At 38.2% G+C, this 22,792-nt stretch carries 26 protein-coding genes; 7 read left to right on the top strand and 19 right to left on the bottom strand.

Going from position 1 to position 22,792, the window contains the following annotated elements:
• Nucleotides 1-12: 12 nt before the first annotated feature.
• Nucleotides 13-1,104, top strand: a complete 1,092-nt coding sequence (locus LDM93_RS09905) for a prohibitin family protein (RefSeq protein ID WP_223892249.1) — start codon at nucleotides 13-15, stop codon at nucleotides 1,102-1,104.
• A gap of 80 nt (nucleotides 1,105-1,184) precedes the next feature.
• On the opposite strand, the gene LDM93_RS09900 is transcribed toward LDM93_RS09905, so the two are convergent.
• Nucleotides 1,185-1,907, bottom strand: coding sequence for a 2OG-Fe(II) oxygenase (locus LDM93_RS09900; protein WP_223892248.1), 723 nt, complete (start codon nucleotides 1,905-1,907; stop codon nucleotides 1,185-1,187).
• Nucleotides 1,908-2,130: 223 nt separating this feature from the next.
• Between LDM93_RS09900 and hisIE the strand changes: the two genes are divergently transcribed.
• The gene (hisIE, locus tag LDM93_RS09895; RefSeq protein ID WP_223892247.1) at nucleotides 2,131-2,796 is read left to right on the top strand and encodes a bifunctional phosphoribosyl-AMP cyclohydrolase/phosphoribosyl-ATP diphosphatase HisIE; all 666 of its coding nucleotides are present in this window, start codon (nucleotides 2,131-2,133) and stop codon (nucleotides 2,794-2,796) included.
• 170 nt (nucleotides 2,797-2,966) lie between these two features.
• On the opposite strand, the gene purF is transcribed toward hisIE, so the two are convergent.
• The 6 genes from purF to LDM93_RS09865 all read right to left on the bottom strand — a co-directional run bounded on the left by purF (nucleotide 2,967) and on the right by LDM93_RS09865 (nucleotide 7,810).
• Entirely contained in the window at nucleotides 2,967-4,337 is a 1,371-nt protein-coding gene (gene purF / locus LDM93_RS09890) for an amidophosphoribosyltransferase (RefSeq protein ID WP_223892246.1), read from the bottom strand.
• A 1-nt stretch (nucleotide 4,338) separates the two neighbouring features.
• Nucleotides 4,339-5,106: a 4-hydroxy-tetrahydrodipicolinate reductase gene (gene dapB / locus LDM93_RS09885; protein ID WP_223892245.1), complete on the bottom strand. Its 768-nt coding sequence runs from the start codon at nucleotides 5,104-5,106 to the stop codon at nucleotides 4,339-4,341.
• Nucleotide 5,107: 1 nt separating this feature from the next.
• A complete protein-coding gene (gene trxB / locus LDM93_RS09880; protein ID WP_223892244.1) occupies nucleotides 5,108-6,046 on the bottom strand; it encodes a thioredoxin-disulfide reductase in 939 nt (312 codons plus the stop codon).
• 151 nt (nucleotides 6,047-6,197) lie between these two features.
• The gene (trxA, locus tag LDM93_RS09875) at nucleotides 6,198-6,515 is read right to left on the bottom strand and encodes a thioredoxin (RefSeq protein WP_223892243.1); all 318 of its coding nucleotides are present in this window, start codon (nucleotides 6,513-6,515) and stop codon (nucleotides 6,198-6,200) included.
• A gap of 131 nt (nucleotides 6,516-6,646) precedes the next feature.
• Complete coding sequence (locus LDM93_RS09870) at nucleotides 6,647-7,435, bottom strand: phytanoyl-CoA dioxygenase family protein (protein ID WP_223892242.1); 789 nt, start codon at nucleotides 7,433-7,435, stop codon at nucleotides 6,647-6,649.
• 30 nt (nucleotides 7,436-7,465) lie between these two features.
• Complete coding sequence (locus LDM93_RS09865) at nucleotides 7,466-7,810, bottom strand: YraN family protein (RefSeq protein ID WP_223892241.1); 345 nt, start codon at nucleotides 7,808-7,810, stop codon at nucleotides 7,466-7,468.
• Nucleotides 7,811-8,057: 247 nt separating this feature from the next.
• Here LDM93_RS09865 and LDM93_RS09860 point away from each other — a divergent pair, with 247 nt between their 5' ends.
• Entirely contained in the window at nucleotides 8,058-8,333 is a 276-nt protein-coding gene (locus LDM93_RS09860) for a hypothetical protein (protein WP_223892240.1), read from the top strand.
• Between the two features lie 40 nt (nucleotides 8,334-8,373).
• Here LDM93_RS09860 and LDM93_RS09855 read toward each other — a convergent pair whose 3' ends face one another.
• Entirely contained in the window at nucleotides 8,374-8,904 is a 531-nt protein-coding gene (locus tag LDM93_RS09855) for a hypothetical protein (protein WP_223892239.1), read from the bottom strand.
• A 200-nt stretch (nucleotides 8,905-9,104) separates the two neighbouring features.
• Between LDM93_RS09855 and LDM93_RS09850 the strand changes: the two genes are divergently transcribed.
• Together LDM93_RS09850 and LDM93_RS09845 are read left to right on the top strand one after the other, a co-directional pair.
• Nucleotides 9,105-9,971, top strand: coding sequence for a hypothetical protein (locus LDM93_RS09850; RefSeq protein WP_223892238.1), 867 nt, complete (start codon nucleotides 9,105-9,107; stop codon nucleotides 9,969-9,971).
• Nucleotides 9,972-10,167: 196 nt separating this feature from the next.
• Nucleotides 10,168-10,662 carry a lactoylglutathione lyase family protein gene (locus LDM93_RS09845; protein ID WP_223892237.1) on the top strand — a complete coding sequence of 165 codons (495 nt, stop codon included), beginning with the start codon at nucleotides 10,168-10,170 and terminating at the stop codon, nucleotides 10,660-10,662.
• Nucleotides 10,663-10,948: 286 nt separating this feature from the next.
• On the opposite strand, the gene LDM93_RS09840 is transcribed toward LDM93_RS09845, so the two are convergent.
• Complete coding sequence (locus LDM93_RS09840) at nucleotides 10,949-13,042, bottom strand: molybdopterin oxidoreductase family protein (RefSeq protein ID WP_223892236.1); 2,094 nt, start codon at nucleotides 13,040-13,042, stop codon at nucleotides 10,949-10,951.
• Between the two features lie 179 nt (nucleotides 13,043-13,221).
• On the opposite strand from LDM93_RS09840, the gene LDM93_RS09835 reads away from it, so the two are divergent.
• Nucleotides 13,222-14,472 carry an OFA family MFS transporter gene (locus LDM93_RS09835; protein ID WP_223892235.1) on the top strand — a complete coding sequence of 417 codons (1,251 nt, stop codon included), beginning with the start codon at nucleotides 13,222-13,224 and terminating at the stop codon, nucleotides 14,470-14,472.
• A 124-nt stretch (nucleotides 14,473-14,596) separates the two neighbouring features.
• Complete coding sequence (locus LDM93_RS09830; RefSeq protein WP_223892234.1) at nucleotides 14,597-14,845, top strand: hypothetical protein; 249 nt, start codon at nucleotides 14,597-14,599, stop codon at nucleotides 14,843-14,845.
• A 158-nt stretch (nucleotides 14,846-15,003) separates the two neighbouring features.
• On the opposite strand, the gene LDM93_RS09825 is transcribed toward LDM93_RS09830, so the two are convergent.
• From LDM93_RS09825 to LDM93_RS09780, 10 genes are all read right to left on the bottom strand, one after another.
• Nucleotides 15,004-15,501, bottom strand: a complete 498-nt coding sequence (locus tag LDM93_RS09825; RefSeq protein ID WP_223892233.1) for a YajQ family cyclic di-GMP-binding protein — start codon at nucleotides 15,499-15,501, stop codon at nucleotides 15,004-15,006.
• 11 nt (nucleotides 15,502-15,512) lie between these two features.
• Nucleotides 15,513-16,775: a homoserine dehydrogenase gene (locus LDM93_RS09820; RefSeq protein ID WP_223892232.1), complete on the bottom strand. Its 1,263-nt coding sequence runs from the start codon at nucleotides 16,773-16,775 to the stop codon at nucleotides 15,513-15,515.
• Complete coding sequence (locus tag LDM93_RS09815; RefSeq protein WP_223892231.1) at nucleotides 16,768-18,000, bottom strand: LL-diaminopimelate aminotransferase; 1,233 nt, start codon at nucleotides 17,998-18,000, stop codon at nucleotides 16,768-16,770. The genes LDM93_RS09820 and LDM93_RS09815 overlap by 8 nt, the downstream gene beginning before the upstream one ends.
• A gap of 56 nt (nucleotides 18,001-18,056) precedes the next feature.
• Complete coding sequence (locus LDM93_RS09810; RefSeq protein WP_223892230.1) at nucleotides 18,057-18,653, bottom strand: hypothetical protein; 597 nt, start codon at nucleotides 18,651-18,653, stop codon at nucleotides 18,057-18,059.
• A complete protein-coding gene (rlmB, locus tag LDM93_RS09805) occupies nucleotides 18,640-19,326 on the bottom strand; it encodes a 23S rRNA (guanosine(2251)-2'-O)-methyltransferase RlmB (protein ID WP_223892229.1) in 687 nt (228 codons plus the stop codon). The genes LDM93_RS09810 and rlmB overlap by 14 nt, the downstream gene beginning before the upstream one ends.
• A 69-nt stretch (nucleotides 19,327-19,395) precedes the next feature.
• Nucleotides 19,396-20,211 carry a 16S rRNA (cytidine(1402)-2'-O)-methyltransferase gene (rsmI, locus tag LDM93_RS09800; RefSeq protein ID WP_223892228.1) on the bottom strand — a complete coding sequence of 272 codons (816 nt, stop codon included), beginning with the start codon at nucleotides 20,209-20,211 and terminating at the stop codon, nucleotides 19,396-19,398.
• 110 nt (nucleotides 20,212-20,321) lie between these two features.
• Nucleotides 20,322-20,522: a 50S ribosomal protein L31 gene (gene rpmE / locus LDM93_RS09795; RefSeq protein ID WP_223892227.1), complete on the bottom strand. Its 201-nt coding sequence runs from the start codon at nucleotides 20,520-20,522 to the stop codon at nucleotides 20,322-20,324.
• Between the two features lie 243 nt (nucleotides 20,523-20,765).
• Nucleotides 20,766-21,509 carry a DUF4395 domain-containing protein gene (locus LDM93_RS09790; RefSeq protein WP_223892226.1) on the bottom strand — a complete coding sequence of 248 codons (744 nt, stop codon included), beginning with the start codon at nucleotides 21,507-21,509 and terminating at the stop codon, nucleotides 20,766-20,768.
• A 131-nt stretch (nucleotides 21,510-21,640) separates the two neighbouring features.
• Complete coding sequence (locus tag LDM93_RS09785; protein WP_223892225.1) at nucleotides 21,641-22,309, bottom strand: 16S rRNA (uracil(1498)-N(3))-methyltransferase; 669 nt, start codon at nucleotides 22,307-22,309, stop codon at nucleotides 21,641-21,643.
• A 2-nt stretch (nucleotides 22,310-22,311) separates the two neighbouring features.
• A complete protein-coding gene (locus LDM93_RS09780; RefSeq protein WP_223892224.1) occupies nucleotides 22,312-22,737 on the bottom strand; it encodes a hypothetical protein in 426 nt (141 codons plus the stop codon).
• Nucleotides 22,738-22,792 lie beyond the last annotated feature (55 nt).

Here is a 22,792-nt window from a genome sequence, read left to right as displayed (position 1 = left end):
ACAAGGATACACATGCCAGCAGATATGAACGACTATTTTAAAAAGAAAAAACCGGGTAATAACTCAATGAACAATGATAACAGCGGTGGTGGGAACAACTTTAATAACCCGCTTAGTGGTATGGGGAAAGGTGCACCTTGGATGTTTATCATCGTTATTTTAGGATTTGCACTTTTTGTACTCAAACCTTTTACCATCATCAACTCTGGTGAAGTAGGGATCAAGATCAACACCGGTAAATTTGAACAAGAACCTCTTGGAGCCGGACTGCATTTTTTTGTCCCTGTGCTACAAAAGATCATTCCGGTCAATACACGTATCAGAATGATCACATACTCTGATGTAAGAACAGGTGAACTGGGTGATGCCTACAGAAATCTTGAAGGGGGACTCAAAAGAAATCCGGCGATTACCGTACTGGATAAAAGAGGATTGACTGTCAATATCGACATTGCTGTACAATACAGAATGAAAGCAGCAACTGCACCGGCAACGATTGAAAAATGGGGTACAAGCTGGGAGGAGAAGATCATCAATTCTAAAGTGCGTGAAGTCGTACGTGATGTTGTAGGTCAATATACCGCAGAACAACTTCCTGAAATGCGTAATCAAATTGCTGCAGCAATCGAAGTAAAAGTAAAAGAGAGTGTGGATGCACTTCTTAATCAACCTGTTATCCTTGAATCTGTAGAACTTAGAACCATTAACCTTCCTCCAAAGATCAAAGATCAGATTGAAAGAGTTCAGATAGCAAAACAAGATGTAACTATCGCCGAACAACAAAAAGAGAAAGCAAAACAAGAAGCACAAAGAGCAGCAGAAGTTGCACGTGGTGAAGCTGAGAGGAACCGTATTGAGGCACAAGGTGAAGCCGATAAAATTCGTATCGAAGCAGAAGAGCAAGCCAAAGCAAATAAGCTCATCTCAAATTCACTTACACCACAGCTTATTCAACTTGAGCAGATCAAAACACAGGCGAAATTTAACGAAGCGCTTAAAGTCAACAAAGACGCACAGATCTTCCTTACACCTGGCGGAGCTGTACCAAACATCTGGGTAGATGCAAAAGGTAAAGATCAACAACGTCTAATGGGACAACAATAACCCCTAAAGTATGGTGGAGTTCTCCACCATACGTCTTACCCCTTCATTTTCCTCTATCCTCTTCCATCATAGCGATTGTACTATATCGCATCATGCCACTGTACTAAAGTAAGTCTATACCCCTCTTCTACTGGCAATACTTCATGTGAAAAATAGGGGTTGCTGGGGAAAATGATCATGTCTCCAGCTTCTGGTTTGATCTTAACAGGTTCTCCACCTTTATCATAGAGATAATTAAACATCAATTCCCCACCAGAAAAACTAAGGGCTTTTTCATCTGCCTTACTCACATGACTTGTAGCAAACAATACTGTTGAAAGTTTTCTCTGTGGTGCTACTACTTTAAATCCTATCGTTTGTTCATCTTTATCAATGATTTCACTTGAATCATCCGCATGCTTGACATAGAAAAATCCCTTTTTGTATTCCAATACCTGTACATCGGTTGAGAGAGTGAGCGCAATATTGAAATAATCTTCTATCACAGGTTTATACTGAATGAATTGTTCATCATAATAGTTGTGATAAAATGTATCTAATTCATAAATATTGGTCTTGCGATACTCTTCTACAATACCCGCTTGGACTATACCGCTAAACACCTCTTTTTTCACCTTTGCTTTTCTCTTTGTTTCCTCATCCTCTTGTACTAGAAAGGCCAATTTCTCACAAGCTTCTTGTGAAAAAAAGTTTTTAATAATGAGATAGGGATAATCTTTATATTGATTGGGTAAAAGTTTATTGTCGATCTCTATACTTTCGAATAAAGGATCACAATAGATATGTGTACTTATCTGTATCATAGCGTATACAAATAAAGTTGAAATTGGATAAAACAGTTGTGCATAAAAAGCTCCTCGGCTTTTCTAATTTGGAGTGACATTATAATTCAAAAATCAAACATTTATCCTAAAAGATTTCTTAATTTAATGGTGTGTTTATGTTGACCCATACACTTAAAAAAGCTCTCCCAATGTATACTATAGTTATAATACGAACAAATATTTTCCTGATGGAGATTCTCTTATGCAAATAGATTGGAATAAAAACCCCCTCATCCCTGCTATCGCTCAAGATAATGAGAGCGATGAAGTGCTCATGCTCGCATACATGAATGAAGAAGCGTACAACCTTACTCTCTCTACAGGATATGCCCACTACTTCAGCCGAAGCAAACAACGTATATGGAAAAAAGGTGAAAGTTCCAACCATACCCAAGAAGTTAAAGATGTGCTTCTTGACTGTGATGCAGACACGGTGATACTCAAGATAAAACAGAATGGTGTAGCCTGTCACACAGGACGCAAAAGCTGTTTCTTCACTTCTGTGATGCAAGATAAAATAGTCTTAGACCAAGAAGTAGATACGGACGCTATATACGGTGTAGTCGATACGCTGTACCATACAATATTAGAGCGTAAAAATGCTCCCTCGGAAGCCAAGTCATGGACCAAAAAACTTTTAGATGATAAAGCACTGATGCTCTCTAAGATCCTTGAGGAAGCAGATGAAGTCTGTGTAGCTATCGATGAAGAGAGTGATGATCAGGTTATCTATGAATCTGCAGACCTTCTCTATCATACACTGGTAGGATTAGGCTATAGAAATATCTCTCCAGACAGGGTCAAACAAGAGTTAGCAAGAAGATTTGGATTGAGTGGTATAGAAGAAAAAGAAAGCCGTTCTAAATAAAAAACTATGAATCACACATTGTGTGTATCTTGTTGTAGCGAACGCCCTTGTAAGCGAGGTGATTCGAGAGCTACAACGATTTTTTGTTTCGTTTTTTCTAAAAAAATGAAAAGAGAAGCACAATCTAAATGAATGTAAAAGGTAGTTAGCTACTCTTTTACACTCTTAATTTAACAGCCCCCAGCACAACCTGGGCTCTCTGCATTCCCACCTGCAAAATAGTTTCCATCAAAGCTTACCAAAGAGTAATTTCTTTCGGTTCCAAGCGAATCTTTTAAGCCGTCAATAGAAAGAAAACCTAGTGAATCGGCATTAATTTTATCGGCGATCTCTTCAGGTGTGTATTTTGTAGAGATTAACTCCATTTTTGTTGGTGTATCAATACCGTAACGACATGGATATTTGATCTCAGGAGCAGCAATACGCATATGTACCTCTTTTGCACCTGCCTCTTTCAGCATACGTACGATCTGTTTAGACGTCGTACCACGTACCAGTGAGTCATCAATAATGGCTACTTTTTTTCCTTCGATCAAATGTTTGATCGGAGAGAGTTTCAGTTTGACTTTCAGGTCACGTATCTCCTGTGTTGGTTCAATGAAAGTACGTCCTACATAGTGATTACGTACGATACCCATCTCAAAAGGGACACCTAGACCATCTGCATAGCCCTTGGCAGCAGCTACACCGGAATCAGGTACAGGAAGTACAAGATCTACATCTGCAGGTGTCTCTTTAGCAAGTCTTTTCCCCATTTCTAAACGCATTTCATACACATTTTTTCCATCGATAATAGAGTCCGGTCTGGCAAAATAGATATATTCAAAAGCACAAGGGTGGAAATCCGGTGTAAAGACCTGTTCTGAAACAGGTTCTTTTCCTTCTTCAAAGGTCAGCATCTCTCCAGGTTCTACATCACGTATAAACTCTGCTCCTACCAGATCAAATGCACATGTTTCAGAAGCTACGATATATCCACCGTCACTTAGTTTACCCAGGCTGAGAGGACGAATACCAAAACGGTCACGGATCACAAACATTTTAGAGCGACTTTGGATCGCCAAACAGTATGCACCTTCTATCTTTGTCAGCATATCCTTAATACGATCCACCAAAGAATCTTTTTGGGATTTTGCTATGAGGTGAATAATGTTTTCCGTATCCATATCGGTTTGAAAAATGGCACCTTTGTCTATCAATTCGTTTCTTACTTCATGTTTATTGATCAGGTTACCATTATGCACGACCGATATCTCTCCAAGCTTATACTTCGCAAATACAGGCTGTGCATCTCCCGCAGATTCACTTCCTGCTGTTGAATAACGGTTATGCCCTACAGCACACCCGCCATCCAACCTATCCAGTGTTTCTTGTGAAAAAACATCTGAAACCATACCACGTTTTTTATACGTAGCGATACGCTTACCATTGGCTGCGGAAATACCCGTAGCTTCTTGTCCGCGATGCTGCATAGAAAAGAGCGAATAATACGCTACCGTAGAAGCCTTTTTTGCACCGAACACACCGACTATTGCACACATATTAAATTCCTAAACAATCATTTATAGAGTAGAGACCACTCTTTTGATTTACGATCCATGTCGCTGCACGAATCGCACCTTTTGAAAAAGTCTCTCTACTGGTGGCTGTATGATTGAGTTCTAAAAACTCACCATCATTATAAAAACCAACGGTATGTCGACCGACAATATCTCCTCCACGAAGCGCCATCACAGCGATCTCGTCTTTAGATCTTGCACCGATCTGACCGTCTCTGCCAGAAACACGTACATCATCAAGATCCAATCCTCTTCCTTTCGCAGCAAACTCACCCAACGTTAAAGCTGTACCGCTTGGCGCATCCACTTTATGTCTATGGTGCTGCTCCACAATTTCAATATCGAAATCTACCAGTGTAGCTGCGACTTGCTCAACCAATTGTTTGAGCAAAGCAATCCCTGCTGACATATTTGACGCATAAAGTACCGGCATCTCTTTTGAAGCTTCTGTGAGAAGGTTTTGCTGGTGTTGTGTGAATCCTGTTGTTGCTATCACAAGTGCTGTAGGGTTTTTTAAAGCCTCTTCACAAAGTTCTTGTGTTGCTGCAGGTGCTGAAAAGTCTATCACAACATCACAATTTTCAAGCACTGCTTTCATACTGTTGGTCACCAATACATCAGATGGTACCTCTCTATTTAGTTCACCAAATACATGTAATACACTGAGCTCCAATGCGTCATGCTCTAAAACATTTTTGATCAGGTGTGCACCCATTCTACCTGTACTACCTACTATACCAACTTTTGCCATCTTATTGTTGCTCCTGTATATATGAAATTACTTGAAGTGCGGCTATGGAACCGTCACCTGCTGCTGAAACCACTTGTTTTGGTGCTTCTATACGTATATCTCCTGCTGCAAAAAGCCCCTCTACTGATGTTCTCATACTAAGATCTACGATCACCTGTCCCCACTCATTCATCTCACAAATGAAGTCACCGTTTTCATCTTTAAGTACCGAGTTGTTCACATTATTCCCTACAAATACAAAAAGTCCTGTATTATCCATGTGTGTCATCGTGCCATCATTCTTTTTAATATTCACCCCTGTGACACCCATAGCATTACCAAGCACTTCATCTATGACAGAGTTAGTGATAAGATGTATATTCTCTTTTCTCTTGACTCTGTCTAAAGTGGGTGGTGCTGCTCTAAATTCATCTCTTCTATGTACTACATAGACATCTGAACAAATATTGGAGAGATAAAATGCTTCTTCAAGTGCGGTATCACCTCCGCCAAGTACAGTCACAGGTTTATCTTTATAAAAAAATCCATCACAAGTAGCACAGGTACTCACACCTTTTCCAAAGTATTCCTCTTCACCTTTGATACCAGCCCTTTTAGGTGTAGAACCTGTACAAACGATCACAGTCATCGCCTCCACTGTCTCTCCACCTTCAAGTGTAATGGTAAAGTGTTCACCTGTTTTTGCTACACTTTCTACTTTTTTCATCTCATGTTTAAGACCAAAGTGAAAACACTGCTTTTGCCACGTGTCCATAAAATCCATACCTGTTTTATCATGTTCGAAAAATCCAGGATAGTTCTCTATCTCAGAACTCTGTGTGATCTGCCCGCCAGGCATACCCGTCTCAAACAGTGTAACATTTTTAAGCCCACCACGTGTGGTATATAATCCTGCTGTAAGACCAGCCGGGCCTCCACCAATGATCGCGCAATCTAACATTTTGAATCCTTGAAAAAAGTAAAATACTTAATCAAATACTGCCTATTATACAATGAAAATACTTGGTTAAAAATTTTAGAAGATTTTATCTAAATATAGATATGAAAGAAGTTTTATAAGAGGGAGATTCCCCCCCTCTTATAGGCATAACTTACAGTTGTGCGTTGATTTTTTCAGCAAATGCGTCTTTAGAAGCTGCACCTACCATTTGGTCTACCAACTCACCGTCTTTAAAGAAAAGAATTGCTGGGATAGATCTGATACCGTATTTTACTGCGATATCTTGCTGCTCATCTGTATTGACTTTACAGATAGTTGCTTTCCCCTCAAAATCTTCTGCAAGCTCTTCGATCACTGGAGCGATCATTCTACAAGGTCCACACCATGGAGCCCAAAAGTCTACCATTGTTACGCCTTCAGCGATAGTCGCATCAAAGTTTTCATTTGTTAAATCTACATATTTTGCCATATTTAATTCCTTTAAATTTTATATAAATAGTATAACCTAATTTCTTATAAAAACTATTGTTATAGCTTATATTTTTTAAAATTATCTATCTTTTGTCCTAATTATATACAATTAGGATAAAAATTCTCTTATTATACTTCTTCCAGGCTTATTTCAGGATATTGAGAAGAGCGTGTACCTTCTATAGCCATCGTATTTTCCCCTTTTACCGTATATACAAATGATATTTTGACTTGATCTGTACTGTTCTTATTGGCTCTATGCAGCAGTAAAGAATGAAAGATGATCACATCGCCTTTTTGAAGTGTCGTGGAGACTTTTTTCGCTATCAGTGCTGCATTCTCTTTCGTATCTTCTCTAAAATACTCTTTTTCATCAAACTGTTCAGGCGTAAATTTCAATACATGACTCCCAGGTATAAATTCAAGCACACCATTTTCACTGTATTCATCATCCAAAGCCAACCATACGCTCACAAGGTTGTCATCGGTATAACGCCAATATCTTCTGTCTTGATGCCAAGCCGTTGCTCTACTGTAATGAGGCATTTTTGTCATGATAGAGTTATGATGGGCAGTAGTGATGACCACTCTGTCATCCAATATCTGTTGTAAAATAGGACGGATCTCAACATCTTCCATCCACTCTTTGAAAAGAATATCTCTACTATAGACCTGTCTTAACCTGCGCACGATCATATGCTTTTCATGAGCATGACTTGTATAATCCACTACATCGGTACGATACTCTTTAGATCTCTCATCATACCCTATCTCAGTTTCAATAGGTTCTATTTTATGTTCCAAGTGTGTTTTAGCGACATCCAATATCGCGTCACATTTTTCTTGAGACAAAAAATTTCTTAAGACAATAAAACCGTTTTGATGAAATTGTTGAAGCTGCTCATCGGAGAGTCTCATATATGTGCCTTTAAAGTATCATTGAGCAGATTATAGCGTAACATTCTCTATAAATTCTACCTCATCATAGCGAACAATCAGTGCATCGATAGAAAATGGCATATCTAATTTTTTTGTTTTCAGGTAATAGTGTGCAGAGTTGATTACTTTTCGGAGTTTCGTCGGGGTGATATTATAGATAGGATCAAATTCAGTTTTTCCACTTTTAACCTCTATAAAATGCAGTACATCATCTCTTTTAGCAATGATGTCTATCTCGCCAAGCTTTCTTGCAAAATAATTACGCTCCAAGATTACGAAACCTTCCTGTTCTAAAAAACGTGTGGCCAATGTCTCGCTCTGATTACCGAAGGTTTTAGGATCTTCTCTTGTCATGTTTATACACCTTATCCCTTTCTCATCTGTGTTGCTTCAAACTTGATGTCGTAAATTGTGACCTCAAGTTTACAAATTCTTCTTTCTGATCAAGTATAGGCTAAAAGAGAAATAGAAAAGAAAAGTATGTCATATTGACAGTTTTTCCAAAAATTCTTCGAGGGCACTTTGAGAGGGACTGTCATCTAATGACAAGCACAACATAATCTAACACAGAATATACTCTATTTAAAAAACAAGGCAAATTATGAATTATCTACATCACTACAAGATCAGAAAAAATATCATGGGCCTCTTGCTCTTAGTTGTAATGTTCTTTGGAACCTATGCCGCATTTGCTGATACACTGAAAGATGCACTAAGTGGAGAATCGAGTAGTTTATGGTTCAAGATAGCTCCTTTCTCAGGATATATAGCATTAGGAGCTATCATCCTGTATATACCTCTAAATATATTAGATAAAAGACTTTACGAAAAGGCACTAAAAGAGAATAAAGACAAAAGAAACAATTCTTCTAAATGAGTAATGAAAACCTTATAAAGTTATATATTTTATAAGGTTTCTACTTTTCATACTTATTTGTATTAAAATCACACATAGCTTTCATATTTTTACTATCAGGAAGAGTATAACTATCACCACTTAACAAGCTATCATATTGTTTATAAGCATCCATTCTCTCTTTAGTGTTAAAATAGATTTTATGTCTAAAATATCTATCATCTATATCTTCATGTACAAGAGTAGGTTCATTAAAATATTTTGCTTCATACTTATAATATCCTTCACAATAAGCTGCTTTATCAACTTCATTATAAATCTCCTTAGCCCTCTCAGGAGTCTCTAGAACAAGTTTATAAGCTCTTCCAGCCTGCATGGCAATATCTATATATATTGGATGCTTATCTTTATACGTCTTGTATATCCACCGTTCCACATCATCTCTCACACCATTGTTGTTGGAGTCTATCCCAAGTAAAGTAGCATTATTGATTTTTGGATCTGGTTCAGGTGGTAGAGTGTATCCGTTTATAGTTTCAGAATAAATGTTTGAAGTCAAAAGTAACAATAGAGTAAATCCAAATTTTTTCATATATAGCCTTTGTTTTCAATACTATTAACTATATGCTATCTTAATTCTCTGAAAGTGAAAACCTCATAAAGTTATATATTTTATAAGGTTTTGAAACAATGCCTTTTGGATATACTTATATCGTTATTTAAAATGAAAAGGGAAAGTACTCTTTTAATCAATATTTATGCGTATATGTATAAATAGTCAAAGGAATTTACGTGAGAAATTCAATCTTAATAGTATTTTTTTTGTTAATTCAAAATATCCTATTAGCTAACGAAGTAGAACATCATTCATTAATAGTAAAAGCTTTTTCAAAAGATGGATTAGTCAAAACAAGATTAATGCCTCTTAATCCAACATCAGAACGTAAAAAAGCCAACATACAAAAATATGAAGAAATAAAAAAAGGTAGAGTACTAAAAAAAGAAGCGAATTTGATTTCTCATATTTCAGCAAAAGTAGAAAATGAAATTGTTTTTGATATGTCATTCAATCCGTTATATTTATACTCAACAGTTTATAAATTTAGGGATATTTATAAAGGAACTAATGTTCAATACATTATAACCGATAATGAGAAAAATAAGAAAAAACTTGATTTTAAATTCAATAGAAGAAATGAACAAAAAATACCGCTAAGTGAACGTATTCCCAATTCAAAAAATTCAGTAATTAAATTTCGAAAAACAAAACCCAAAATATGGAGATCGAATAATATTCAACAAGCTATCACAGAACTATATGGTTCAAATATTGACATTATTGAAGATAAAATCAATCTTAAGATTCCTAAAAATGTAGTATGTAATCATCAAATTGTTATTTCCATCTCATCAAATATGGATTTAGAGTCTCTTGCCATATTTGTTGATAAAGTACCGGGAATTACCTTAGCTGCTTTTTCTTTTTCGAGGTTTAGTGTAATTGATTATAAGTTAGGTTTGAGTTTATACAATGGAAGACCATTAAATGGTAAAAAATATACGGTTACAATAGTTGGAAAAAGTAGAGATGGTAAGTTTTATAAAGCAACCAGTAAGGGTTTTTTAAGCCCTGATTTGACATATGATAGCTGTCTTTAATTTAGTGTCCTTCAATATAATATAAAACTAATTTATTGTAAATTTTGAAAACAGTAATAAAACCCTTATAAAGTTATATATTTTATAAGGTTTTTATGACAAGCCATTTGTGATATACTCTTAATACTGGAGTAACATAATTAAAGGGTACTTTATCCCTTAAAATAAATAGTTACTTTCATAAAGGAGAAATACAATGAGTAACTATCCAAGAACATTCTCACACATTGGAATATCCGTTCCTGATGTAGAAAAAGCTGTTGAATTTTATACTGAGGTTATGGGTTGGTATCATATTATGGAACCAACTGTCATTACTGAGGAGTCAGATACACCGATAGGACAAATGTGTATTGATGTCTTTGGCACAGGCTGGGGCTCTTTCAAAATAGCCCATATGTCAACCGGAGACAAAATCGGTGTTGAGATATTCGAGTTTAAAAACAATGAAAAACCAAAAGACTTTGAGTATTGGAAGACAAGTACATTTCACTTTTGTGTACAGGATCCCGATGTTGAAGGACTTGTAGAGAAAATTTTAGCTCATGGTGGAAAACAGAGAATGCCAATTCGAGAGTATTATCCTGGTGAAAAACCATATAGAATGGTTTACATGGAAGATCCATTCGGTCTTATATTTGAGATCTACTCACATAGCTATGAGCTTACTTATTCTCAGGGTGCGTATTAAAAGCTAACAAGGCTCTATAGCTGGAAAAATATTTACAGTGTTCCAATTTTTCCAGTGAGCTTTACATTATATCAATCAATTACTTATTCCCTGAAAATCAAAACCTTATAATCTAACATATTTTATAAGGTTATTCGCTGTAGCGAAGTTTGCAGACCATAAATCTGTACCCTTCAATAGAAAACCTTATAAAATGTTCTATATGGGATGTTTTATAATGAAAGAGAGAAGATAAAAAGAGTTTTCAAGGTCGCACTTTGAGACCCTGAAATTTACCTGCAAGTGATCACGCACTTACAGGAATAATGTCGACCTGAATTGATTTAAATGCAGCAGTCATAATAAGTTCATCACTCTTATCACCAAAAATGTTATTGAGTTTTGAATCCACGTGGTGAAACGTTGTATAAAGTGTTTTTGGACGTACTTTATCTGTGAATTTTACCTTTAGTGGATTTGTTTCACCATACTCTGTTTTTAGGATCACCCTCTCTGTTGGGAAATCTGCACTATCACTTTCATGCACTAAAATAACATCCTCTTTATGTTTTTTCATGAGGTTCTCTGTATATTTTGTTTGCGCAGAGTTATTATAGTGGGCCATGATCCTACCCGTTGTTAAGTGATAACCCTTAAGTGCTTTGTTTAGTATCTCTTCGATCATACCTGAGAGTTTATAACCATGGTATCTGAATGCCCCGATACCATCTTTTGTTCTAAAGTCTTCTCTATGCAGTACCGGGGTACCTCCCTCTTCAGTGATCGGCCAGGAAATTCCCTGCTTTTCATTGGCTCTCAGCATCTCATAAGAGGCACCACTGAATCTGTTGGTCGCCGTTTTTCTTACATCGTTCCAGATATCTTCAGAGGTTTCAAAACCAAACTCCCCTCCCATTTTCTCATCAAGAAGTTTGATCACCTCCCAATCATCCGGAAGATCAGAGTGTACAAGCGGTGTTGAGAGGTGAACTTTACGCATCGCATTGATGTAAATACCTGTTTTTTCATAGGCTGATTTAACACCTACTACAATGTCTGCACGTTCAGCAATGTCTGTCATAAACAACTCTTGAACAAAGATAAGATCCAGGTTTTCAAATGCTTTTGTGATCTTATTGATATTTGGATGGATATGCGTGAGATCTTCACCAATATTCAACACACCTTTAATGGTCCCATCAAGCATTCCATCCACCAACTGAGGTGTCATCAGCCCCACCTCTTTTGGCGCAGTATAATCCGGCGCATAGTATGGAAGCATACCCATATCACAAGCACCTTGTACGTTCGTTTGACCTCTTAGAGGCATCACACCGGCACCATCTTTACCAATGTTCCCGGTCATAAGTGCCAAGTGAACGATAGCCATTACAGCGTAAGAACCATCTACATGTTCAGTGATCCCAAGTCCCCATAAAATAAGAGATTTTTTTGTAGCATATTCACGAGCAATCTCCGGAAGCATATCTGCTAAATACTCATACCCTTCCACTTCTCTGAAAAATTCAGGATTCGCATAGGGATCATTTAAAATGTTCTCTTTAAAGTGTTCAAAGTTCTTTGTCCTGTTTTTTATAAAATCTTTATGATACAACTCTTCAGTGATGATCGTATATGCCAACATATTTAAAACAAGTAGATTCGCTTCGTGTGGCGTAACTGCTTTATATTTTGAGAACTTATGCAGTTTAATATCACGCACATCAAAACATGCGATAGGTGTACCCTTTTGCGCAGCTTTGATCATACGGTTACCAACAATCGGGTGTGCCTCAGTAGTATTGGAACCCATCACGATCATAAATTCTGTTTTGTAAATATCATCAAATGGGTTACTTGCAGCCCCCTCGCCGATGGTAAGTCTCATCCCCTTGAGTGACGGAGAGTGACACACCCTGGCACAATTATCTACGTGTGGGGAGTTCAGTGTGTAACGTGTGAACTTTTGAAAATAATAAGCTGATTCACATGAACTTCTAGCCCCTCCAAGTGAACACACAGATTTTTCACCATATTGTGTTTGAATATCTTTAAGCTTCATTGCCCCTGCAGTAGTAGCAGCATCCAGATCCGTCTCATACCATGTATCATCCAGATCTGTTAGCGAACCGGCGATCGCTTTTTTGATCTCAGGGTTCTTCTCTAAAAAGCTTTTACGGATACGAGGCGTTCTCAGTCTCTCTTTTGCATCAACAAAATCATATCCGTATGTCCCTTTTATACAAAGTTTTCCTTCAGATGTAGCGCCATCCGGATGTGCAAAGATCTTCTTAATTTTATTCTCTTTTGTGTCAACCTCGGCTGCAATATCGCAACCTACACCACAATACGCACAAACACTGTCTATTATTTCACAATTGTTATCAGCTTTTTTTGTCATCATGTACCCTTTTGTACTTAAATAGGAGTAATTTTATCCTATTTATAATTAAAATTATGTTTTTTTAAGTAAGTGTTGTTACTATCTGCCAAATTATATCAAAAAAGGGCACCAATATTTACATTTAGTGTAAAGTTCATATATATAATCCCTGTAATTCAAACATTAAGGAAAATTCAATGACTACAAAAGTTAAAAACCGCTGGTTCATGGCCCTGGCTGCGATGGCAATTCACATATCCATAGGCTCTGTCTATGCATGGAGCGTGTACGTAAACCCTATACAGTCCACAATGCACTGGACACTGACAGATGTCACCATCACCTTTTCCATTGCGATCTTCTTTTTAGGTCTCTCGGCTGCGCTTATGGGTAAATTTGTAGAGCGTAAAGGGCCAAGAGTGGCTGCTACACTTGCCGCTGTTCTCTTTGGACTGGGTACTGTCGGTTCTGGTCTGGCTATCCACCTGGAATCCAAACTGCTTCTTTACGTTACCTACGGTGTTTTAGGGGGAGCCGGTCTTGGTATAGGGTACATTTCTCCAGTATCTATGCTTGTTAAGTGGTTCCCCGATAGACGGGGTATGGCAACAGGACTTGCCATCATGGGCTTTGGTTTTGCCTCTGCTATCTCAGGGCCTGCCATTAAAGTACTGATCGATGCCGTAGGTGTCTCTTCAACCTTTTATATCCTGGGGTCTATCTACTTCATCGTGATGTTTACCGCAGCACAATATCTTGCTAATCCTCCAGAAGGGTATATGCCGGCACATTTCACTGCTGCCATCAACGCGGGGAAAAAGAAGCTCAAAGAGGACCTTGTGAACATTACACGCGATGAAGCCGTTAAGACTGCCAGATTTTATGGACTTTGGATCATGCTTTTTATCAATGTCACCTGCGGTATTGCTATTATCTCTGTGGCTTCTCCACTCTTGCAGGAAGTCATAGGTATCTCTGCTTTAGCCGCAGCCTCAGCAGTAGGACTTATGGGTATTTTCAACGGTGCAGGTAGAATTGCATGGGCAAGTATCTCAGATTACCTTACAAGACCTGTGGTCTTTATACTTTTCTTTGTGACACAGATCATTGCGTTTTATATGCTTACCACTGTAACAAGCATTCTCCTCTTCCAAGTGCTGCTTTACTATATAATGACGTGTTACGGCGGTGCATTTGCTTCTGTTCCTGCGTATATTGGTGATATATTCGGTACGAAAGAGCTTGGTGCGATTCATGGCTATATTCTCACTGCCTGGGCTTTGGCAGGTCTTGTAGGGCCTATCATCATCGCCTATGTCAAAGATACAACGGGCAGTTATACCGGTACGCTTTATGTCTTTGTCGGTCTTTTCGTCGTGGCGCTTATTACCTCTATACTTATGCTTGCAAACATCAAAAAAATTAAAAGCAAGCAGGCACTGGTTTAGTTCTCCGCTACTTAACTGATCTCTATTTGGATAAATAAGAGTAAATTTATCTTATTTATCCAATAATAAAGCTATTATTAATATAACTCTGTTACTATCTGAAAAATTATAACAAAGGATTACAATGTCAACTATAAATATAGCTCAAGAATGTGGATGCTTCAAAAGAAGTGAATTAGAAAACAATGTTACGTTTGATAACAAAGATGATGCGATGATGAAAGCACAAGGTATGGTAAGCCATATGAATGAAAAATTCTGTGGTAAACATGGATTTGAACTTAGTGAAAATGGTGATAACTTTAGCATCGCCATGAAAGCACCTCAAGCAGCTGCTTCAGGTGGATGCTGTGGTGGCGGACACTGTAGTTAATACAGTCCACGCCCTATAAAATTACGCAAAGCGTGCCCTTGTCACTACGAAGCAAAGCGATTTGGGAGTAGTGACGACTTTTGCTTACTTTTCTAGAAAAGTAAGGAGAATAACAACGCCTCGCTTTGCATACAAAACAGTATGCAAAAACAATCGAATTATTTAAAATTCCCAAACACCAACGGTGCTTTGAGATCCAAAGTTTTCACTTCAGCCATCACAGCCTGAAGATCATCTATTTTCTTCCCAGATACACGTACTTCGTCACCTTGAATCGATGGTGTTACTTTTATCTTCATATCTTTGATAGCTTTAACGATCTTTTTCGCTTCATCTTTATCGATCGTATCAACGATACGGTAGATCACTTTTGTGTTACCTCCGGATATACCTTCGGTTTTCACCTCTTCAAGTGACTTTCCTGCGATACCTCTTTTGATCAGTTTTGAGATAAGTATATCTTTAAGTGCATCTATCTTAGAATCTGTAGAAGAGCTAAGGCTCAAAGTCTTAGCAGCTTCATTGAGATTGATCTCAGCTACCAACCCTTTGAAATCAAAACGTGTAGCAACTTCTTTTTCAGCCATGACGATAGCATTTTTAAGTTCCATCATGTCCAGCTTAGCAGTGATATCAAAATAGTGATCTTTTGCCATCTCTTCTCCTTTTACTTCTCGATCCTCATCATGGCTATTTTACCATGAACGACATCAAGTTGACTCAATGCAGCAATAGCATCTTGCATTTTACTCTCTTTACAGGTATGTGTTGTAAAGAGCAGTTTGGCTATTTCATCATTTTTTGTAGGTTTTTGAAGCATCGCCTCTATAGAGATATCAAATTCTCCAAGAGTTGATGAGATAGATGCCAGTACACCGCTTTGATCATCCACTTCCAGTCTAAGGTAGTATTGGGTCACGATGTCCTCTTTAGGCAAAAGTTTAAGTCCACTCTCTAAACCTTTTTTATACCCGAGCATAGGCCCTTGATTTCCACGGACGATATCAACAATGTCCGCTATTACTGCTGATGCGGTAGCATCACCACCTGCACCAGGGCCGTAATACATCGTCTCACCTACACGATCACCCACAACCGTTACGGCATTCATCACACCGTCCACTTTGGCTATCATAGACTCTTGCGGTATCATTGTAGCATGCACTCTAAGTTCTACACCCTGACCCACTTTTTTGGCAATACCAAGAAGTTTGATCTCATAACCAAATTCTTTTGCAAAAGAGACATCTGTTTGCGTGATATTTTCTATACCCTCTATGAGAATATCTTCAGGCTTTGCATCCAAACCATACGCAATACTGGCTAAAATAAGTAACTTGTGTGAAGCATCAAATCCACCCACGTCAAAGCTAGGATCAGCTTCTGCATACCCTAATTCTTGAGATTCTTTAAGGATCTCATCATACTGAGCACCTTCTTTTATCATCTTGGTCAGCATATAGTTACAGGTCCCATTCATAATACCCTGAATAGAGTCTATGTGGTTAGCAGAAAGCCCGTTACGCAATGCACCAATGATAGGGATACCACCGGCCGTACTTGCTTCATACATTAAAGGGATATCACCAGCTATCTCTTGAAGTTCATAACGATGATACGCAAGCAGTGCCTTGTTCGCTGTTACGACCGCTTTACCGTTTTCAAGTGCTTTTTTAACGAGTGTATAAGGCTCTTCAACACCGCCCATCAATTCTATGACGATGTCTATCTCAGGATCATTGACCACATCGTATGGATCATCACTTAGCTTAATGCTTACCCCTCTGTCTTTAGAGAGATTTTTCACCACACCTGATTTTGCAACGATCTTTTCCCCGGCTCTTGCCTCGATAATGTCACCGTTCTCTTCAAGTATCTTTGCAACACTTGCACCAACAGTACCTACACCTAAAATTCCTACTTTAACCATTCTTTTTTGCCTCTTCCAGTTCTTTTAAAAACTTTTTGATGTTTCTTGCCGCTTGACGGATACGATTTTCATTTTCTATGAGTGCGATACGTACATACTCATCACCATATTTACCAAACCCTATACCTGGGCTCACTGCAACATCTGCATGCAGCAGCAGCTGTTTAGCAAACTCTAAAGAACCCATATCTCTTGCAACCTCAGGTATCTTTCCCCAAATAAACATTGAAGCATTCGGTTTAGCCAATGGCCAACCTGCATTTTCAAACGCTTCTATCATCACATCACGTCTTTTTTCATAACGTGGGATGATCTGTTCATCAGGAATATATCCATGTTCATCCAAAGCCACAGTCGCAGCCACTTGAATAGGCGTGAACATACCGTAGTCCAACCATGACTTAATGCTTTGCAGTGCACCAATGAGTTTTTTATTTCCTACGATGAAACCTACTCTCCACCCTGCCATGTTGTAGGATTTTGAAAGTGTATAGGCTTCAACCGCCACATCTTTCGCACCCTCTACGCTCATGATAGAAGGGGTCGTGTAGCCATCAAATGTGATATCGGCATAGGCAATATCTGAAATGATATAAAATCGTTTTTCTTTTGCAAGCGCTACGAGTCTCTCATAAAATTGAGGCGTGACTGTTGCCGTCGTAGGGTTATGCGGGAAATTAACGACTAAAAACTTAGCTTTGGGAATGGAGTTGTCCAAGTGATCTTCAAGATCAGCTAAAAATCTATCTTCATCTACTTCAAAAGTCTCTTCATCAAATATAAGCTGCATTTTCTCTACATTTGCTCCTGCCAAGATGAACGCCTGTGAATGGATAGGATAAGTAGGATCAGGCACGATGGCAACGTCACCAGGGTTAGAAATAGCCTGAACAAGGTGCACGTACCCTTCTTTGCTTCCCATTGTAGCAACCACTTCAGTATCTGGATCCAAAACCACGCTGTATTTACGCTTATACCATTTGCTCATCGCCAGTCTAAGTTTATAGATCCCTTTACTTGCAGAGTAACCATGGGTTTTGGGTTTTTGAGCCGTTTCACATAGTTTATCGATGATCGGTTTCGGTGTTGAAGCATCAGGGTTCCCCATAGAAAAGTCTATAATATCTGTACCTTCCCGTCTTAGCTGCATCTTTAGATCATTGATCTCTGCAAAAAGATACTTCGGTAATCGGTTTATTTTCTCAAATTGAATTTCATCAAACATGCTTTACTCGCTTTACATTTTTTTTCATTTTTATCATTAGTCCCATACAAGCCGCACTAAAATTGACTTACAGGTTCGGTAGAAACATTTTCCTCTTTCACCTTTACGTCACTACTCTGTACACGCTCTTGAGGAACTATATCTTCTACTTTTTCTTTTACCACTGTATTGGTATTCGTATCGCTGACAACTAAACTTGCGATACTTAGATCTTCTATGCTGATCTCTTTTTTATTTTCTTCATTTTCTGTAACAAAATTTTCTATCCTTTGCTCATCGATAAAAGGAATAAGTCCACTCAAATGGTTTTTATCAAACTGTGTAAAAAAATACCAGGAAGCATAAGCCAAAAGAGCAAGAATGAGAAATAAAAACAATTTTGATTTTCCTCTTTTCTCTTCATCCATAGGAAGGCCTACCGTAAAACCATTCTCTTCTTTCTCAGCAGAGTAAAAGGCTAATGCTTCTTCTCTTAATCCACTCAGGTCTGCATTATACTCTCGTTCTAGAATAGAGATGAAACCTAAAACTTTGATCTTTTTTAGAGGATCAAAATTTGCAGCCAAAAGATATTCAAGATTCTCTTCAGATATCTTTGTCTTTTGACTAATACTTTTTATCGTGTTTTCTTCAAGTATCTCATTTAATTGCATAACCCATCCTATGTATTAAAATCGCTGCAGCTGCACTCACATTGAGTGAGTCAAATGCATGTTTCATCTCTATCGATACCCTATGATCCAGTTTAGCTATGACCTTCTTTGAAAGTCCCTTGCCTTCACTTCCCAAAACAAGCACACGTTTAGTGTCAAATGTCAGCTCTTGCACATTTTCTCCATCCATCGAGGCACCATAAAAAGTAAATCCAAGTTGCTGAAGTTCATTAAATGTATCTAAAATATTCGCTGCTATCATAAAAGGCATATCCAGCATAGCCCCAGAACTTGTACGTGCTATGGCAGCAAAATTAAGCTGTTTCACACCTGTAGCGATCACTGCATCTGCGCCCAGTGCATAGGCTGATCGTACTACCGCTCCTATATTTCCTACATCCGTTAAACCATCTAGTACCACGATAAAATCATTTTTTTTGATCTCTGAGAGAGAACTTTGTTCAAACTCAGCCATCTCAACAAGTATTCCCTGGTGATTCCCACCCTTACTCATAGATTGAGCCCACTTCTCTTCTAAAAACTTGATATTATCATGGTATTTATGGAATAGGTCTTTAGGGAGTATCCCTTTCTTAGCGACATAGACAGTTTTTATTTTCTCTGAATGCTGTTCTAGTGCATGTAAACAGACTTGTTTTCCATATATAATCATAAAGATGATTCTACCTTTTTTTCATAGTTACTAATAGAGTGATTTTACCTTTTTTTTGCTTTTACAGTGTTAAGTAGAGTGTGTGAGTTCACTATACCACTCTTTCACACTTTTATCACTAAGCTGAGCAAGAAGTTTTGCTTTAGGTTTAGGTGGTAGGTCCAAACTTAAAACTTCGGTAAAACTAAGGCTTTTTTCGGTACTTTTTTGGGCTTTGATGATGACCACCCATTCACCGCGTATATTCAGATCTTTGAACTGTTCATTGAGTGATTTAGCCGTACCCCGATAGTATCTTTGATACTTTTTACTGATCTCTTTAGCTAAAAAAAGCTCTCTATCTTCATCCAGTAACACAATCTCATGTAAAAGCTTTTCCAAACGGTGAGGCGCTTCATACAGTACGGTATTGTATCCATTGCTCATCGCTTCACTTAGCGCAGAGCTTCTCTCTTTGCCTTTATGCGGTAAAAATGCATAAAAAAGAAACTTTCCTTCCTCAAAACCGCTTGCAGCGTATGCAGTCGTCACTGCAGATGCCCCGGGAAGTACATCGTAGGGTATATTATGTGCTTGTGCATACGCGACAAGTATCTGTCCGGGGTCAGAAATGATCGGCATTCCCGCATCACTGACATACACCACCTCTTTGTCCTCTAAACTACTGCCAAACTCTTCAAGTCTCTCTTCTCCATTGTGTTCATTAAAAGAATAGAACGATGCATCAGGGTACACCATATCAAACCGCTCTTCAAGCAACCGCAAAAGCCGTTTGGTCTGACGTGTATCTTCACATAAAAAGAGTTCTGCTTTTTCAAAAAGCTTCATCGCTCTGATCGTAATATCTTGTGGATTTCCAATAGGTGTGGGGATAAATGTTAACATAATAAATACTTTAATGTTTGAAGAGAATAGGTGCTTGCTAAATGTTCAAGCAAACTTAGCATAAATGCAAGCATAGAGAGCGATGCTCTCTATGTTATTAGGTATTAAGATTAACCTAATTTGTATTTGTTCTTAAACTTCTCTACTCTACCAGCAGCATCAAGAATTTTTTCAGAACCTGTAAAGAATGGGTGACATGCATTACAAATATCGATACTCAACTCTGCTTTATTTGTTCTTGTCTCAAATGTGTTACCACATGCACATGTTACTTTACACTCAACGTAATCTGGGTGAATTTCTTTTCTCATTTTCTAACCTTTTAGTTTATTTTGTGTGTCAGGCAACTAACCTGCTCTAGCCTATGACTCTTCCTTTTCCATATAAAAAGGGGCATTGCAACGCTCTTAGGCGAGACAATATAGGGCGAAATTATATCTAAATACTTTTAAAAAATTATAAAACAGATTGACCTGTATGATCCAAACATCATGGGCAACAGGAGTCTGCACATCCAAATCACTCTTTAGGATGTCTGGATCACTGTATAAGACCTACCAATCCTCATCATCTTCAAACTCTTTTGCTACCTCTTTTTGATATGCTTCATCTTTCTCTTTTTGAAGCTGTGCGTCTGTTAAAACCGCTTCATGGAGAAACTCACCGAAGAATGTTTGAGGCTGTGAATTCGCTAAAAAGAGGTAGGTTCCTACCACAAGTCCGATCATGGTTAAAGCGGTGATCACTTTTTGTATCGGATTAAAGGTTTGTATAGGCTCTTTTTTGCGTACTTCACACACGCCTCCAGGACAATGTACTGGGTCTATTTTAGTCATTACTCTGTATAGCTTACAGCCTACACATATAGAAAAAGCACTTTCTAAAAAAGTAAGTAGCAGACAAAGCACACAGATCATCACTTTATAAAAATTGATATCCCAGTGTATCACGAACCACCAGACCATAGGAAGAGAGATAAGCCAGCCCAGTGTCCATGCAAAGCGTTTTTGTAATCCGCCTACATACTCCGGTTTTTGATTTTGTACAAAAAACCTTCCCAAGAGCAAAGAGGGAGCATAGCTTGGACTGATGATCCTTGCCGTAAAGTCAAGAAATAAAAATGCCAGATAGACTCTTGCTACGATAGTATGGTTAAATCCTATCCCCACAAAGATGACGATCATCCCCAGCATTCCGAGTATCCCTGCTCCGGCTCTTGCTTCTCTTTCATTGATGACTCTGACATCGTACCCGGGGACTTTTTCCCCATATTCCCATAAAAAACTTTGTAAGTTCAAAAAATTTCCTTTGTCAATTTAATCTATTTTCAATCATGCTTGAAACTCTAAAAATATTATCCGGATTTTACTGTGCATTGTTTATGTTTACCTTAGTTTACAACAAGGGTGAAAAAATACCCATGCCCCAATTAGAGTAATATTTTTGCAGCTACTGCACACACAGCACTCTCACTTTTGAGCACTAAAGGTGTATCAAATCCTATCACTCTCTGCGGTGCAAAAAGCGCTACCTCATCCTCGGTCATTCCCCCTTCACATCCAACCACGATCGTATCGATACTGCTCTGCGATGAGAGTGTCTGTTCTGAAAAGTTCAAAAGATAACTTTGAGGATTCTCAGCGATAAACGCTTCAAGGCTCTCAGCTACATTCAACTCCATCATCACACTTCGTCCGGACTGCTGAGAAGAATTTAAAAGTATCTTTTCCCATCGTTTGAAGTCCGGCTTAAAACTTTTTTGTGAACGGGCACAGTAGATAAAAGTGATCTTCTCTACACCCATTTCATTTAAAGATGGCAGGACTTTTTCTATGTTTTTAGGATCGATCACACACCAACCTATATGCAGTGGTGCTTTCGCTTTGATCTCAAGTGTTTGACTCTCTTGCAGCTCAAGAATGACTGAACGTTTATCGATATAGGTAATAAGATAGCGATGAATGAGTCCATCTTCAAGGTTACGAAGATACAAGGTATCATCTACCTTATGTCTTCGTACTTTGAAAATGTAACGATGCTCGTCTCCCAGTAGGGTAAGCTGAGGCTGACCTGCCCCTTTCTGATAAAGATATAACATGCTTAGAGTGCTATGACACCTTTAGCTTTCAGTACCATCAGTACGATCATCACAACAACCAGCAGGATCTGTACTGAAGATATTTTCAAAAATGCACCTTTTAGTAACTTGTGCGCGTCAGCATTGTCTAAATTGGCTATTTTGATAAGCTTGTACTTCTTGATCTCTATATACATCAACACTGCCCAAACCACGACCATGATAATCGTCGTTACCGACCAACCCAGATCACCTGTAAACACAGCAACGATACCTGCAAATGCTATCATGGTAGCAAGCGCTTGAAAGATCATCGTATAGATAAAACTTGCTTTTCTAAATCCTAATGGATTTTTTGCTGTCATTATCGGAATAAATAACCCTCCAACCAAAAAGCCTAAAAAGACTTTCACTAAAATACTATGTGCTGCCAACATCTCTTCAACCATATGAATTTCCTGTAATTTTGATTTGTTTAAAAGTGGATTATACCCTATTTTGCTA

Source organism: Sulfurovum sp. TSL6 (assembly GCF_019972115.1).
Taxonomy (GTDB): Bacteria; Campylobacterota; Campylobacteria; order Campylobacterales; family Sulfurovaceae; genus Sulfurovum.
The sequence above is the reverse complement of the archived record's forward strand: the minus strand, read 5'-3'. Positions and strand labels throughout refer to the sequence as shown.

Coding starts and splice junctions, on each gene's coding strand:
- LDM93_RS09905 (WP_223892249.1), top strand. CDS start 13: ATGCCAGCAGATATGAACGACTATTTTAAAAAGAAAAAACCGGGTAAT.
- LDM93_RS09900 (WP_223892248.1), bottom strand. CDS start 1,907: ATGATACAGATAAGTACACATATCTATTGTGATCCTTTATTCGAAAGT.
- hisIE (WP_223892247.1), top strand. CDS start 2,131: ATGCAAATAGATTGGAATAAAAACCCCCTCATCCCTGCTATCGCTCAA.
- purF (WP_223892246.1), bottom strand. CDS start 4,337: ATGTGTGCAATAGTCGGTGTGTTCGGTGCAAAAAAGGCTTCTACGGTA.
- dapB (WP_223892245.1), bottom strand. CDS start 5,106: ATGGCAAAAGTTGGTATAGTAGGTAGTACAGGTAGAATGGGTGCACAC.
- trxB (WP_223892244.1), bottom strand. CDS start 6,046: ATGTTAGATTGCGCGATCATTGGTGGAGGCCCGGCTGGTCTTACAGCA.
- trxA (WP_223892243.1), bottom strand. CDS start 6,515: ATGGCAAAATATGTAGATTTAACAAATGAAAACTTTGATGCGACTATC.
- LDM93_RS09870 (WP_223892242.1), bottom strand. CDS start 7,435: ATGAGACTCTCCGATGAGCAGCTTCAACAATTTCATCAAAACGGTTTT.
- LDM93_RS09865 (WP_223892241.1), bottom strand. CDS start 7,810: ATGACAAGAGAAGATCCTAAAACCTTCGGTAATCAGAGCGAGACATTG.
- LDM93_RS09860 (WP_223892240.1), top strand. CDS start 8,058: ATGAATTATCTACATCACTACAAGATCAGAAAAAATATCATGGGCCTC.
- LDM93_RS09855 (WP_223892239.1), bottom strand. CDS start 8,904: ATGAAAAAATTTGGATTTACTCTATTGTTACTTTTGACTTCAAACATT.
- LDM93_RS09845 (WP_223892237.1), top strand. CDS start 10,168: ATGAGTAACTATCCAAGAACATTCTCACACATTGGAATATCCGTTCCT.
- LDM93_RS09840 (WP_223892236.1), bottom strand. CDS start 13,042: ATGACAAAAAAAGCTGATAACAATTGTGAAATAATAGACAGTGTTTGT.
- LDM93_RS09835 (WP_223892235.1), top strand. CDS start 13,222: ATGACTACAAAAGTTAAAAACCGCTGGTTCATGGCCCTGGCTGCGATG.
- LDM93_RS09830 (WP_223892234.1), top strand. CDS start 14,597: ATGTCAACTATAAATATAGCTCAAGAATGTGGATGCTTCAAAAGAAGT.
- LDM93_RS09825 (WP_223892233.1), bottom strand. CDS start 15,501: ATGGCAAAAGATCACTATTTTGATATCACTGCTAAGCTGGACATGATG.
- LDM93_RS09820 (WP_223892232.1), bottom strand. CDS start 16,775: ATGGTTAAAGTAGGAATTTTAGGTGTAGGTACTGTTGGTGCAAGTGTT.
- LDM93_RS09815 (WP_223892231.1), bottom strand. CDS start 18,000: ATGTTTGATGAAATTCAATTTGAGAAAATAAACCGATTACCGAAGTAT.
- LDM93_RS09810 (WP_223892230.1), bottom strand. CDS start 18,653: ATGCAATTAAATGAGATACTTGAAGAAAACACGATAAAAAGTATTAGT.
- rlmB (WP_223892229.1), bottom strand. CDS start 19,326: ATGATTATATATGGAAAACAAGTCTGTTTACATGCACTAGAACAGCAT.
- rsmI (WP_223892228.1), bottom strand. CDS start 20,211: ATGTTAACATTTATCCCCACACCTATTGGAAATCCACAAGATATTACG.
- rpmE (WP_223892227.1), bottom strand. CDS start 20,522: ATGAGAAAAGAAATTCACCCAGATTACGTTGAGTGTAAAGTAACATGT.
- LDM93_RS09785 (WP_223892225.1), bottom strand. CDS start 22,309: ATGTTATATCTTTATCAGAAAGGGGCAGGTCAGCCTCAGCTTACCCTA.
- LDM93_RS09780 (WP_223892224.1), bottom strand. CDS start 22,737: ATGGTTGAAGAGATGTTGGCAGCACATAGTATTTTAGTGAAAGTCTTT.